General features: G+C 43.3%; 11 protein-coding genes. 4 read left to right on the top strand and 7 right to left on the bottom strand.

Annotated features, from left to right (window positions below; genetic code table 11):
- Nucleotides 1–173: 173 nt before the first annotated feature.
- Nucleotides 174–431, top strand: coding sequence for a hypothetical protein (locus BJP37_RS04080; RefSeq protein ID WP_075896682.1), 258 nt, complete (start codon nt 174–176; stop codon nt 429–431).
- Between the two features lie 96 nt (nt 432–527).
- Here BJP37_RS04080 and BJP37_RS04075 read toward each other — a convergent pair whose 3' ends face one another.
- Genes BJP37_RS04075 through BJP37_RS04050 form a run of 6 tightly spaced genes read right to left on the bottom strand, consistent with a single transcriptional unit; the run spans nt 528 to nt 8,511 of the window.
- A complete protein-coding gene (locus BJP37_RS04075) occupies nt 528–884 on the bottom strand; it encodes a four helix bundle protein (RefSeq protein WP_075896680.1) in 357 nt (118 codons plus the stop codon).
- A 23-nt stretch (nt 885–907) separates the two neighbouring features.
- Nucleotides 908–1,858, bottom strand: a complete 951-nt coding sequence (locus BJP37_RS04070) for a formylglycine-generating enzyme family protein (protein ID WP_075896678.1) — start codon at nt 1,856–1,858, stop codon at nt 908–910.
- A gap of 34 nt (nt 1,859–1,892) precedes the next feature.
- Nucleotides 1,893–4,595: a formylglycine-generating enzyme family protein gene (locus tag BJP37_RS04065; protein WP_075896676.1), complete on the bottom strand. Its 2,703-nt coding sequence runs from the start codon at nt 4,593–4,595 to the stop codon at nt 1,893–1,895.
- A gap of 12 nt (nt 4,596–4,607) precedes the next feature.
- Nucleotides 4,608–5,711, bottom strand: coding sequence for an AAA family ATPase (locus tag BJP37_RS04060; RefSeq protein ID WP_075896674.1), 1,104 nt, complete (start codon nt 5,709–5,711; stop codon nt 4,608–4,610).
- Nucleotide 5,712: 1 nt separating this feature from the next.
- On the bottom strand, nt 5,713–7,644 hold the full coding sequence (locus BJP37_RS04055; RefSeq protein ID WP_075896672.1) for a VMAP-C domain-containing protein: 1,932 nt from the start codon (nt 7,642–7,644) through the stop codon (nt 5,713–5,715).
- A gap of 12 nt (nt 7,645–7,656) precedes the next feature.
- A complete protein-coding gene (locus BJP37_RS04050; protein WP_075896670.1) occupies nt 7,657–8,511 on the bottom strand; it encodes an alpha/beta hydrolase family protein in 855 nt (284 codons plus the stop codon).
- Between the two features lie 767 nt (nt 8,512–9,278).
- Between BJP37_RS04050 and BJP37_RS04045 the strand changes: the two genes are divergently transcribed.
- From BJP37_RS04045 to BJP37_RS04040, 3 genes are all read left to right on the top strand, one after another.
- Nucleotides 9,279–12,188, top strand: coding sequence for a glycerol-3-phosphate acyltransferase (locus BJP37_RS04045; protein ID WP_075896668.1), 2,910 nt, complete (start codon nt 9,279–9,281; stop codon nt 12,186–12,188).
- Between the two features lie 251 nt (nt 12,189–12,439).
- On the top strand, nt 12,440–12,571 hold the full coding sequence (locus tag BJP37_RS43230) for a hypothetical protein (RefSeq protein ID WP_269086940.1): 132 nt from the start codon (nt 12,440–12,442) through the stop codon (nt 12,569–12,571).
- A 42-nt stretch (nt 12,572–12,613) separates the two neighbouring features.
- The gene (locus BJP37_RS04040; RefSeq protein ID WP_075896666.1) at nt 12,614–14,125 is read left to right on the top strand and encodes a cryptochrome/photolyase family protein; all 1,512 of its coding nucleotides are present in this window, start codon (nt 12,614–12,616) and stop codon (nt 14,123–14,125) included.
- A 125-nt stretch (nt 14,126–14,250) separates the two neighbouring features.
- On the opposite strand, the gene BJP37_RS38405 is transcribed toward BJP37_RS04040, so the two are convergent.
- Nucleotides 14,251–14,403 carry a hypothetical protein gene (locus BJP37_RS38405; protein ID WP_158069404.1) on the bottom strand — a complete coding sequence of 51 codons (153 nt, stop codon included), beginning with the start codon at nt 14,401–14,403 and terminating at the stop codon, nt 14,251–14,253.
- Nucleotides 14,404–14,809: the final 406 nt, after the last annotated feature.

Here is a 14,809-nt window from a genome sequence, read left to right as displayed (position 1 = left end):
ATAGCGATGCAGCGCGGTCTTGGGGGTTTCCCCCATGAGCGACTGCATCAAGACAGAGAATTGCTATAGCTTTCTTCTAGTAGGTAATCTCCATCCCCTGTTCCCTGTTCCCTGTTCCCTGTTCCCTATTACCTAATATTTATAACTGTTCAACCGAAAATGATATAAGTTATATGTTTCGCGATCGCTCCATTCCTATTACTAGCAATACTCTGAAAACATTAATTACAGAGTTAGGCTCAGAATGCCAAACCGTTACCGGATTAATCTATCAGCTTCAGTCACCTCACCTCAGTGCTAGACAACAAGCGGAGATTTTGGCAGAATTGCTGGCTGCTGCAATTCATTTAAATGTTCATTGTGGAGAAGAATTTCAGACGCTAATTGCCCAGGAGATGGAAAAATTACCGGATGATGATGAACAGGAGTAAATCGGGATTTGAAGTCAGAAGTCAGAAGTTTGAAGTCAGAAGTTTTTATTAAGTCAGAAGTCAGAAGTTTGAAGTCAGAAGCTTGAAGTCAGAAGTCTATTCTTTGAGTTTTTTGACGGTAGTGACTAAGATTTTAATAATTTCCTCGGTTTCTTGGATTAGTCCTTTGAACTTTTCTAATGATACCAGTTCGGCTTCTATTAAAACATCTAGCCAGTATTGTGTTTCTCTTGCTTCCTTCAGAGCAATTTCATATTTACTGATAAAGTCTCTGCGGGATTGGGCTGACTGAGCTTCACTACAATTAGCTCCGATAGAAGTTCCTGACCTTAATAACTGATTCGCTAAGGTTCTAGGAACTTTAGATTCTTCTTCTAACCAAATGCAAGCTTTGACTATTCTAACCGCAAACTTTTTGGTTCTGTCCTGAATTGAAACTTGTTGATAACTCAAATTATTTCTTCAAACTTCAAACTTCAAACTTCTGACTTCATTCCGGACACGCACACTATACGAAAACCATTAGCGTTGTTGCGGTCATAGCGCCTATCGTCGTTGACGCGAAGCGCAGAACGGCAGTAATTAGGATTGATAGTCCAGGAGCCGCCCCGCATCACTGAAGATGGACTTTGATCATGATTTTTTGCTGAATATGACTTATTTTCAGTATTGACATTTTCCAGTTCATTATTATCAATCCAAGCACTGCCATCTGTGGGCGCACCTTCGTAATTAGAATGCCAATCATCAGCGCACCATTCCCAAACGTTCCCGTGCATATCACTAAGTCCAAAAGAATTGACGACTTTAAAATAGCCTACTGGTGTTGTTTCGTTACGGTATTCTCCTTTTGGCCCTCTACCATCACCTGACGATCTAGAGTCTTTATCATCCGTCTCGCGATAATTAGCCAAAGCTGTTGTAATGGTTTCTCCGAAGTGGAATGGGGGATAGGATTCTCCGTTTTCGAGGTTAAGGGGTTTTGTAACCCCTCGACAGGCATATTCCCATTGCGCTTCAGAAGGTAGTCTATATTCCTTTCCTGTTAGCTTAGAAAGGCGGTGACAGAACTCTACTGCTTGATACCAATTGACGTTTTCAACAGGTCTTCGCCATCTATCTATCCATTGATAGGGCTGTTTAAAATAAGAGGGGTCTGGATCCAAATCTTGATTGACCTTAAGGTCAGATCGAGAGGCGATCGCTTTCCATTGATCTTGAGTAATGGGATAACGTCCCATTAAAAACGAGGAAATAGTTACATCATGTTGGGGTCTTTCAGTGTCACTACTCCCTTCTTCACTCTCCGGTGCGCCCATGGTGAAGGTTCCATCAGGGATTAAAACCATTTCGAGAGGGATACCGTCTATGTATTCTCTGTAGCCTTGAAAGGTTTGTTTTGGGCGTTTTATGGTCAGTTTTGGCATAATTCTTCAAACTTCTGACTTCAAACTTCTGACTTCATCCAGTTCTCCCGGACACGCACACTAGACGAAAACCAACATCGTAGAGGCGGACCACGCGCCTAAAGTCGTAGCCAATCGCAGAACGGCAGAAATCAGGATAGAAAATCCAGGAGCCGCCCCGCAGGGGTGATATTGGCGGATTTTCGTCATTTTTGTCTGAATTTGACTCATTTTCACCATTGACATTTTCTGCTTCATTATCCTCAATCCAAGCACTGCCATCTGTGGGGGCACCTTCGTAGTTCTCATGCCAATCATCTAAACACCATTCCCAAACATTCCCGTGCATATCATATAACCCAAAGGGATTCGGAGGAAATTGACCGACAGGGGTGGTTCCCTGGCTTTGTTCTCCTGGTGGTTCATCCCGATAAGGTCTTGAGGCGTCGTAATTGGCTAACTTTCCGGTAATCGTCTCTCCAAAGTAGAATGGGGGGTAGGATTCTCCTTTATCAAGGTTGAGAGGTTTTGTGACACCTCGACAAGCATATTCCCATTGGGCTTCGGAAGGCAGTCTATACTCCCTTCCTGTTAACTTAGAAAGCCGGTCACAGAACTCGACGGCATCATACCAGTTTACGTTTTCAACGGGACGGTTATCCCCCTTGAAATCTGAAGGATCTGGATCTAAGTCTCTCTCGACTTTCAAGTCTGTCATTAATGCGATCGCGTTCCATTGGGCTTGGGTGACAGGGTATTTCCCCATAAAGAAGGGTTGGAGTGTGACATTATGTTGAGGTGTTTCATTACTTCTGAAACTTCTGACTTCTGACTTCTGACTTCTAACTTCATTTTCAGGGGAACCCATGGTAAACGTTCCTCCAGGGATAGCCACCATTTCCAGTTCCACATTATCGGTTAGGGTTTCGGTGAAGTAAGAGGCGGTGTAGGTTGTTGTTTCGGTAATTTCCCCGTGATGGTTAACAGTCGGGGTTTCAAATGTCCACTGTTGTAATTTCTCTTCATCCTGGTCTGGCTCCTCTTCAAAAACAATGGTGGGGACTTCCGCTTCAAATTCAAAAGGTTCTAAGTTGTCAGTGAGCTCAACTGTCCCCTTACCAATCTCTTCTTTCTCCCGTTTCCGTTTTGCTACTTTTTCACTGACTTCCTCTGCAAACTTGGCGTATTCTCCTCCCCAAGTGGTGAAAACTGCAGCCTTGACTTCAGCAAAATAGAGGTCTCGATCTGCAGCAACACCTGGAACAGACCCGGCTGGGTTGGGAATCAGTGCTGGAAAATCCCGCAGACTACCATAACGACGCTCTATGAAATCTCCAATTTCCCGCCAAATCTCAGTGGTGCGTTGAACTGGACTATTTCCTAGCAGTAACTCCCGAATTCCCGGACGGAATTCATACCAAGTTTCGGGAACAGTTACCTGCTCTGGCCCCAAGGAAGACTTTTGGATCAGACCACTAAAAAAAACTTCTGCCAGATGCCAGTGTTCGCTATCGGGTAAAAACCACTGTTGTGCCAAACGCATGACTGGAGGAATCAGGGGAACAGCAGCCAGAACTTCAGCAAGTTCCCGGGCTTTGGGGCTAGCATTAGCCAAGAATCCTCTCAGTAACTGTTCTGGATTTTCCGCCACTGATTCAGGTTGTTCCGACCTTTGCTTTTTAGGATTCGTTGTGGCTGTTTCGGGCTTATCCTGTCTAATTAAAACCCCTTGAATAGAATTGCTGCCACTCCCGGTGGTAAAATTCGCCCAAGTGCTAAAGTGGTTCCTAGATAAATTGAAAATTGGAAATTTATATAACCTAGCCGTTGTACGAAGCCTAGCTCCTACTTGTAACATGGAGTTAGGAGACTCTGGCTCACGAGCAATCAATGGTCGTTGAATTGCCTGATCTAGACCTGTGCGCTGCCATAGGGTTTGAGGAAAAACATGGGCAATACTAACAGGATGCTGTTCTCCTAATTGTGCTAAAACCTCAAAGGCTTGACCGGAATACCAAGCTTTTCCCAAAGTATCCGTTAAGGCAATAAAGAGTCGATGTCCTCCTGGTGCGATCAAGCTACGAACACTCCGTTCAATCCGGTCAACACCTGAAAACAATTGGGGGGTAGGTTCTGTTGTATCGAAGTGCCAAATCCGGACATCCCGGAAAAACCCTTGCCAGCGAAAAAGCGTTGCCACCCCTTCTGCTAAATCTCCCCAAAATGCCATGGAAGGGGAGCAATCAATCAATAAATGTACTTCAAACCATCGCTCTAGGGGAGAACGAAATGCCAGCATTGGCAATCCATAAGCTTCGGCGGTTTGTTCAACGGTTGCCTCAATATCCAGTTCATTGGCTAGCAGTCCAGGAACACGCTTAGATAAGGGCAACAGTGCCTTACTGATTTCCCTAGGTTTGGGTAAGGGAAAGGGGTCAGGAACACGAATAGGAGAGCTGTAATTATTGGAGGATGATTCGGGTTTTTGAGGGGAAGTCGGGGCATGGTCAGGCTGTTTAAGATTAGCCGCAATGGGTATCTTTTGTTCTGCTTTTTCCCTTCCTGAAGGAGGAATCTTTGGATAATCGTCTGAGAGATTTTCAGTAGATGATTCTGGATCAGAATGGTGTACATCCTCTGGTGGTTTGATGTCTTGAGAGGATGGAGGAGCAACAATACGATCTAAATGAGCCAAGCACCAGATCAGCTCTGCCACCTCTCTATCATCTTGCCACCATTGATTTTTTTGACTCACCATTTCCCCCTGACCTCACAGTGATTTGAAAATAGTATTCAATAGATCTTTCCGTGTTTCTTCAGTTAAGTCATCTCCTTGTAGTAATAAATATATAGCATTCAACAATTGATCCGTTGCTAACGTTGTGTCTGTTGCATTAATTCGTCCCAAAAATTCCTTGATTAATTTCCGAGCTGGCTGATCCAGTTGCTTTAAATGGGCGGCATCAAAGCGGTTTTCTAAAATTTTATAGAAACCCTCTGGTGTCTCAGGTTGCTTGAGAGATAACCGTAGACATCGGCGTAGAAAGGCTGGTGGAAACTCCCGTGCTTCATTACTGGTCATCAAGACTAAGGGAAACTCTTGACATTGAATTAATCCTTTCTCAACCTCAATTTTTTCATCACTATCATGGCTTTGACTGCGGTAAGGAAGTACCTTTTGGGAGTCGTTGTTTAAGCGACTCAGTTCTGGAATCTCAAAAAATCCTTCCTCAAATATATGTAAGAGATCATTGGGCATATCAATATCACTCTTATCAATTTCGTCAATTAACAGCACAGCCGGTCTACCGGGTTGAGATTGATGAAATGCCATACCCATTGGTCTTAATCTTAAATAGTTACCAATGTCAATATCAGGTTCTTTTATTCTCTCTGTATTACCAACTTGTTGCCTCAGTAAAGACACTTCTTGTAATCGCCCAATGGCATCGTAAGCATACAGACCATCTTTCAAAGTAGTGCGAGAAACAATTGACCAGCGGTAAGGCCCCGGTAATCCCAATTCAGCTGCTACTGCATAGGCTAAGGATGTTTTGCCGCTACCGGGATTTCCTTCAATCAGTAAAGGGCGACGTAAACACAATGCAGCATTGACCAATTCTACCGCTTGCTTGGTCGGAACAAACCCCAATGCCTTTGGATTAATCTTTCTTACGATGTCTTGGGTATTTTGTGATTGTGCTTTTTCACGCCATTGCTCAACTGACAGACCAAAGGTGCGCCAAGGGGGTGGCGGTGGCATACGACTCAGATGCTGTTGTTGGTCTTCTGGGGTTGGTAAACTTCCTCTAGTGAGGGTTAAGCCCCGGTAGATGCGACGATCCGGCTGGTCAGATGTTGGGTTCTTTGGCATTTTAGTCCACCACGTCGGTATTCAAGGGTCTACAGCGTTGGGAAGGCTTCGGATATAAATCATCCCAGAGAAGGGTTACCTCCAAACCCTTTTTCTTTTTTCGTAAATCACGTATTTTGTTAGGCCAATCTTGCCATTCTGAGAGGTTTAGATGCTCTCCTTCAATCAGAGGTTGGTTCACGTCCCGACTCCAGACCGCAATGGGTAAAGCTTCCTCAATTCTTTCTAGATCGGAATCTGATGGGTCTGTACCCATATAATAGATATCATCCCCTTCAAATTCCCCAGGGACACTCGGTTCAGTCACAGAATTATTTACATCATTCCATAACCCTTGCTTCTTGACTTCAATCTCATCACGAATCTCAAGAAAATCTGGATCAAAATATCGTTCATAGGAGTTGATAAAAATTGGGTACTCTTCACCGAGGGGTGTTAGGTTTCTCCCTCGCTTAAACCTAATCTTCTCCAATTTTGTTTTGAAATAGTCGAAAGGAAGAAAATACTCAATTGTTAAATTAACTCGTTCCGGTAAACTATAACGAGCCTTACGAATTAAGTTGGGCAAAATCTTTTCAAGATTAGTGTATAAACTCTCACTCTCTTGCTCAGAGACACTTTTTCCACTGTCGCAAGGTTCTAACCGTATCTTTTCTGCAAACCGACCAAGTGGTAAATCCTGACTTTCAAGCCAAAGATTCATACTCAAAAGTAAGGCACCAGAGGCTTGTCCTGTACCATTATCATTATCAACCTCTGGTTCAATCTCAACTTGAAGTCGCAGATTTTCTGTCGTAATCAGTTCTTGAAATTTTAAATCAGCTTTTTTAACAGATTCTTGGATTGTAGAGAGGTTTGCATCTTCTCGATATCTTAGAACTTCCTGTTGCCAATTTTTAATAGTCTTAGCAAGTCTCCTCAATTTGTTATCCTGTTTAGAAAATCTTCGCCGACACCATTCTGCACAAGCCACTAGAGGGCATATTCCTCTTGAAACTGGTTTTTTTCCTAATTCAGTCAGTCTTTTTTCGATTTCTATACAATCCAGAATAAATTCATCGTCTAAGACAAGCTTTTCAATAGTTTTATAACTTAAAATAAAAGAGTTTACCTGAAGTAAGCTATCTTCTGGGTGTTTCTTTAATCCAGCAAAAAGTTCCCTAATGAGTTCATCTTGCTTTTCTTCCCATGTTTGTATAGTCTTAGGCAGAATGGGGAAGAATTTAGCAAATTTTTCAGAGCCAGAAGCTGAGTAGGAAGCACGTTGCTCTGAGGAAATAATCTGATTAATTTGGTCAACTATATAATCTAGAGGAATGTATAAATTACCGTAGTTTTTACTTAAATCGTTAAGAACTTGCTCCAAGCCCCTAGAAAATACATCTTCTTTGGCTGTATCTTTGGCACGACAAGCCGCAATCCCATGAACTGCGATACCTGCTCCTCCTACTGATTGGTATTTCTGAACAACTTGTGTAGTAAATTTCGAGACATCACTTATTCCGACCCCAGAATAACAACTATCGATAATATACAGGATTTGTTCAATCTTAACTCCTTCGTTATTCAAAGGACGAACTAAATCTTCTGTTGGCAAGGATGTCTGAGGAAGTTGATTGTAATCAGTCTCTTCCATCAAAAGATAATGTCTATCTCCTTTAAGATCTTCACCATGACCGGAATAGTAAAAGATAACGCGATCGCTCTGACATCGTTCTTCATGCTGAAGCCAGTCTGAAAATTGTTTTATCAACTCATTTTTATTCGGATTTAAACGAAGATTCGTCAAGGCTTCTTCATATCCAAATTTATGAATAAATAAATCAACAACTCTCTGTAAGTCTGTCGGAACACTATCTAAGTTATCTACATCCTGATCGTTGTAGTTGCTTGTTCCACAAGCGATTAAATAATACCTGGGTTTTCCCGCCATATACCTCGTCTACTAATCAATCAAGCCCAACTTAATAGCTTCTCCTGTTTCAGATGCAGTAAAATAGTTACTAGCATTGTGAGCATCAGATCCATTATAAACAAGCTTATCTTCCACTAACCCGTCAAATAAAGGATTTAATTCTTTTTCTAAAGCAACAATATCTCCCGCATCCGCAATGTTGATCCACTGTTTGACACTTCCCGGCCAAGACCCCAAATTAGAGACAGGTGAGGGTTCCAGGCGATCAAAAATCAGCCCTCTTATCCCCAATGGGGAACCTAGAGTCACAAAAACCTCCACTGACCATTCTGGATGTTGGCATAGGGCTTCGTAACAGACAACTGACCCCAGAGAGTGACCAACCAATACACGGGTATCTTGATCTATGGCTTCCACAACGCGATCGCGAATTTGCTGTCTTAACTCTGGATTATGTAAGTAACCCCCAACTTGCTTCAGAAAAGAAATCACGATCTTTTCAGCAACACCACCAAAAAACCTAGAACCACTTAAGGCATTTAAAGCCTTTTGAACAAGTCTCGGTGTTGCCTTTTCTCTGGATATATCCGCTGGGCCTTTAATATCGTCTTCTACTTTTGCTACTTCTTCCCACCATTCCAGGAGGAGTTCCTTCTCCCAATCCGAGTCAATATCACTGGCGTCATAGTTAGGTATCCCCATTGCTGATTTTGAGCGACCTCTGAACAGGTCTCCATAAAAGGCACAGTGGAATTCATTATCAGAATCTAATCTAGCTCCAACACGCTCCAAACCATCTTTGAGGGCTGGTAGCCATTGATCATAAATTGTATTACTACCTCTAAATTCTTGATTAATCCCATGAACACCCACAATCTTAGCCACACCATTACCTACCTATCTGTGTAAAGATTGGTCAAAATACTATAATATAGCACTACCCATTCAGGTGTTTGACATTCCTAAACTCCGAAACTTAGCCATAGCTTACTTTTGACTTCTGACTTCTGACTTCTGACTTCTGACTTCTGACTTCTTACTTCTTACTTCTGACTTCTGCTATACATGATCAAGCGATGCAGCGCGGTCTTGGGGAGCCAGTGCGGTCTTGGGGGTTCCCCCCATGAGCAACTGGCGTGGTTTCCCCCATGAGCGACTGCATCAAGACATGCTTAAATAAAAAAAAAGAAAAGACTTTAACCTTACCAAACATCGTAAACTAATTCAAAAGTGTGACTATCAGGGGCAAGATGGGGTTTGACGTGCTACTGGCATAGGAATCCAATTCACTATGGAAAACGCACTTGAGAACCCCTGTGCAAAAGCTGTAGCCATCAAAACAAGTGAGGGACTAAATCAGGTTAAGACATGAAACCAAAACTATTATTGTTATAACAGGCAATAATCTACCAGATGATATAAATACTTTACTCGTATTTTAGTTAAACTAAGCCAGCAATTTTTTTAGACAATTTGGCTTGTTTTTGGGTTAGATAATTTTACAAACTAAACTTATGATTGCTAGTTGCGATTACTAGACATATTTTGATGCCATTAAGTTCAAATAGTTCTTATCTACTTCTTATATACTTATTAATAAAGTACTTATTATCAAGCCCTCTCTATCTCACTAAGTGATTTCCATTAGTCCCATGACACTAAACCAGGTTTTAGGGTTCTTGCTCATTGTTACCGTCTGTCCTATCTTAGGCGGACTACCTCTGATTGCCTGGATTACCCGTGTACTGACAAGGCATAACCTAGCCCAGGTCGGTACTGGTAATATATCAGTTTCAGCCGCCTTTTACCACGGAGGAAATCTGGTTGGTGTCTTGGCAGTGCTCTCAGAGGCAGGAAAAGGAATTGCCGCAGTCTTACTAGCTCGCCACTTTTTTCCCAGTGAATCAGCTTGGGAATTGATCGCTCTAATCATGTTGGTGTTAGGTCGTTACTGGATAGGCAAAGGTGCAGGGACGACCAATGTCACTTGGGGAGTATTATGCCATGACCCCATTTTGGCATTGCTGGTATTTTTGATTGGAGGGATTAGCTTTACCATTTTCCGCAATCCCAAACATGGCAAACGGGTGATTTTAGTCTTGTTCCCGGTGATTCTGGCTTTATTACATCCCCAGGATTTCTCCAGAATTGTAATTGCCACCAGCTTGAGTCTATTATTAGCTTGGATTTATCAAAAAATTCCCGATGACTTAGACCTTCCGAGTGGGGAAGCTCAAGCAGAATCTAAGAAAGTGTTTCATTTTTTCCAAGGCGATAGTGCCGTAATTTCTCTGGACACCAAACTAGACCGTAAAAAAGTTGGGGAAAAAGCTGCCACCCTATCCCAGCTGAAGCGTTCTGGTTACTCAGTACCTGTGGGCTGGGTACTCCCTCCAGGGGATGATCCAGAACCTTTGATCAAATACCTACCCGTTTCTGAATCTGAACCCTTGGTAGTACGTTCTTCCGCCATAGGAGAAGATTCAGCCCAGGCTTCAGCCGCAGGGCAGTATCAAAGCATCTTGCAGGTGACCAGCTCAGCCGCACTACTGGATGCCATTAATCGAGTCTTAGAGTCTTATCGTAATCCAGTAGCTGCACAATACCGTCGGGATCAGCAACTGCCAGATACAGCGATGGCTGTGCTCATTCAAAAACAAGTCAAGGGGGTTTTTTCTGGGGTTGCTTTCAGTCGTGACCCTATTTCCCAACAGGGAGAAGCTGTCGTGGTCGAAGCCTTACCTGGATATGCTACACAAGTTGTATCGGGTAAAGTAACACCAGAGCAGTACCAAGTTTATTTCCAGAAGTCAGGGCAGCAAGAGGATTCAGCAGAAGGTTTGGCCTCCTCACGCATTGAAGGTAGTGGTGATGTTCCCCCAGCCTTAATCAAACAAGTGGCGCTCTTGGCACGTCGGTTAGAAGACTATTACCAAGGTCTTCCCCAAGATATTGAGTGGAGTTATGACGGTCAAAAACTTTGGTTACTGCAAGCACGACCGATCACTACTCTACAACCAACCTGGACTCGTAAAATTGCTGCGGAAGTAATTCCAGGAGTAATCCGACCCCTAACTTGGTCGATTAATCGTCCCCTAACCTGCGGTGTTTGGGGAGAGATTTTTACCATAGTGCTAGGCAGACGAGCTAAAGGAATGGATTTCACCGAAACTGCCACCCTGCACTATTCCCATGCTTACTTCAATGTTACGCTGTTGGGGGAAATTTTTCGGCGTATGGGTCTACCCCCAGAAAGTCTGGAATTTCTGACTAGGGGAGCTAAGTTTTCCAAACCACCGATAAATACCACTATAAAAAACGTACCTGGTTTACTACGATTGCTCGGTCGGGAATGGCGTTTAGATAAAGACTTTGAAGCGGATTACCAAACCCACTTTCTGCCCCTATTGAATCAGCTTTCAGCAAGAGCCCAGTCGGAATTATCTCCAGTACAACTCCTAGAACGCATCGACAGCATTCTAGCGGTGTTGAAACGAGCCACCTACTATAGTATTCTTGCTCCCCTTAGTATGTCCTTGCGGCAGGCAGTACTCAAGATTGATGACAAAGAACTAGATAACAGCAAAACTCCAGAGGTCGATAGTATGCGAGCCTTGGCTAGGATAGCAGCAGATGCTCGCCATTTATTAAGCCACGAACAGGTTATCTATGAAAGTGGAGCCTCTCTGTTTGCCACCCTAGCAGAAATCCCAGATGGTTCCAGCATTTTAGAGCAGTTTGACCACTTTCTTGAGCGCTATGGTTACCTGAGCGAAGTGGCAACCGATGTAGCAATTCCCCGCTGGCAAGAAGACCCCCGAGCTGTCAGAAAGTTGTTCGCTCAGTTTCTAGCTTATCCACTCCCCCAATCTCCAAAATCTAGAGGGCAACGCTGGAAAGCTGAAGTGGTACAAGCACGGCTGGATCTCAAAGGTCGGGTGACCCAAGTCTACTCTAAGCTGATGGCTCACCTACGCTGGAGCTTCTTGGCTCTAGAGGCACGCTGGCTGCTGTCAGGTTTACTAGTTGAACCAGGGGACATTTTTTTCTTGGAGTTAGCCGAAATTCGCTCTCTAGTAGGTAGTGATAACCAGGAACTCAGACAACAGCTTCCAGAAATTGTGCAACAACGGCGGACTAAATTGGCACAGGATGCTCAGCTGACTAGCGTACCTTTCCTGGTTTATGGCAATAATCCTCCCTTACCCGCTGACCCCAAATCTTTAGCTGGGTCTGAGCAACGACTGCTACAAGGCATTGGTGCCAGTTCGGGACTTGTAGAGGGTTTGGTAAAAGTAGTGAAAACCTTGCAAAGTGATATCACTATTGACCAGGAAACCATTGTGGTTGTACCCTACACCGATTCCGGTTGGGCACCATTACTCGCTCGTGCTGGTGGCTTAATTTCTGAAGTAGGGGGACGTCTGTCCCACGGTGCCATTGTAGCCCGAGAGTATGGTATCCCAGCCGTAATGGATATTAATCATGCCACTGATATATTACGAGATGGTCAGCGGGTCAGGATTGATGGTCAGTTGGGGACAGTTGAGGTATTGGACTAGTATAGTAAAGGGAACAGGGAATAGGGAGTAGGGAGTAGGGAGTAGGGAGTAGGGAATATGGCATCAAAAATTATCACAATTGATTTATGAGCTATACTGCTATATTGGGTTTTAGGGAGTAGGATTCATAACTCAAATACAAATGCTATATTAAGTAATTTTTTGTGCAAAAATGATAATTTAAGTAACAAACATTTGTCATAGTAAAAACGTCATCAGTCATCTATAAAAAGTAGTTTTTTGATAATTTTTTGGTCAATTCATTATTTTCCACTATTCCCTGTTCCCTATTCCCTATTCCCTACTCCCTACTCCCTACTCCCTACTCCCTACTCCCGATTCCCTACTCCCTACTTCCTAAAACTCAACACAAAAATCCCTGAAGTTATTGTATGATATCAATACAGTAAAAAGCATTAGCCAGAATGACTATCGGGATTTGGGTACTAGGGGATCAACTTTGGAATGAACAATCAGCGCTACACAGTTGTCAACAAAACTATCAAAATACACCAGTAATTCTGATTGAATCCCTAAGCTACGTCCAACAAAAACGTTACCACCGCCAAAAACTGGTATTCATTTGGTCAGCCATGCGCCACTTTGCTGAGGAATTACGCCAGCAAGGTTGGCCAGTCAGCTATGAAACAGCGGACGACTTTGAAACGCCTCTCCAAGCCTGGGTCACAAAAAATACGATTACCGAACTACGGGTAATGACCCCCAATGACCGACCCTTTGCAGAAATAATTGGCAACCTAAAACTAAATTGCCAAATTACCTTTATTCCCAACAATCATTTTCTGTGGAGCGAGTCTGATTTTAAAACCTGGGCGAAATCTCAAAAACGTCTAATAATGGAAAACTTCTATCGGGTGGGGCGCAAGCGATTTAATAGTTTGATGGCAGGAAATAAGCCAATTGGTGGGAAATGGAATTTCGATAAACAAAATCGTAAACCCCCAAAACGTAATCTAAATCCACCAGACGCCCTTTGGTTTGAACCCGACCCAATCACCCAAGAGGTGATCAACTCCGTTAATGCTCAAAACTTTCCCAGCTACGGAAAAACAGAACCATTCCGTTGGGCGGTCAATCGCCATCAAGCTCTTCAAGTATTAGACTTTTTCATTCACCATCGCCTACCCAATTTTGGTCCCTATCAAGATGCCATGGTCACCAACGAAGATACCATGTGGCACTCCCTAATTTCCCCTTACCTCAATATCGGCTTACTCCAACCTGAGGAAGTAATTAAAGCAGTCGAGAATGCTTATCACCAAAACCAACTCGACTTAAGCAGCACAGAAGGATTTATTCGTCAAGTCCTGGGTTGGCGGGAATATATGCACGGTATTTATATCTATATGAACCCTGACTACTCCCAAAGCAATTGGTTCAACCACACCCAGCCCCTACCTGACTTTTACTGGCATGCCCAGAAAACAGACATGAACTGTTTACGCCAAATTTTGAGTCAGGTTGAACGCACGAGTTACGCCCATCACATTCAGCGACTGATGGTTTTGAGCAATTTTGCTCTAATTGTTGGAGTTTCGCCTCAATCTATAGAAGAATGGTTTCATGGAGCCTTTATCGATGCCCATGATTGGGTGATGCAAACCAATGTGATTGGCATGGGTCAGTTTGCCGATGGCGGCATCCTAGCATCCAAACCTTACGCTGCATCAGCTAATTACATCAATAAAATGAGCGACTACTGCAGCAGTTGTGGTTACAATCCTCGGAAGCGCACTGGCCAGGGAGCCTGTCCCTTTAATTTCTTATACTGGGATTTTCTTTGCCGCCACCGTGACCAACTCAAGGCTCAAGGCCGCATGAGTTTAGTCTTGTCTCACATCGACAAAATCTCTGATCAAGACATACAACAAATTCATGAAGAAGCTTTTAGGTGGCGTAAGAGACAATCTACCTGACAATACCACATAATTAGGTTAGAAGCAATTAGTCAGTGGTTAGATTTTTTTTCCTTGTTTTTTCCTTAAGGAGTCAAGTCAAGAGTTTGCTAATACTAGTTCAATCACACTAGTATACTAATACATCAGGATTCACAATCTACAATGACCCCATCTGTGGTCACCAGTTTTCCACCGCCAACGAAACTGTAAGAATTCTTATCGTTTCTCCCAAATTTCCCCCACAGATTCCCCACTGTTTCCACACAGAGCTTCAAGCTTTTCCACAGTTTTCCCATAGTTTTCCACAAGCCTCAACGGTGGCATTAGGTATTCCAGTTTTACTGGGGATTTTCCCGACTTAGTATTCCGCAGTAGTTAAGACCACAGTTTATGTAAAGTTATGTAACAAAAAAGCGCCTCAAACCCTGATTATTTCGTATACATTTCGGAATGTCAACAAGAGTTGTAATATTTCGCAGCATTGACAAACCCACCCCATTTCAGATGAAAATGGTGCGACCAACCTATAAAAAAATTTGCTCTCAGCTAACCTACGCCGACTAGCAGGGGTTAGCACGGACTACCCTACCTGATTTGGGGATAGTTCTGAACTAAAGCAAGGGTGACATCAAAATTCAGTGCTTCGGTGCTGGCTTGTCTTGGCTTTCTTTTGGCCAAGGCAGTTATCTGAAGTGCTTGAAA

Origin of the sequence: Moorena bouillonii PNG (assembly GCF_001942495.1) — a bacterium.
Classification (GTDB): domain Bacteria; phylum Cyanobacteriota; class Cyanobacteriia; order Cyanobacteriales; family Coleofasciculaceae; genus Moorena; species Moorena bouillonii.
This window is presented reverse-complemented; position numbering and strand designations above follow the sequence as displayed.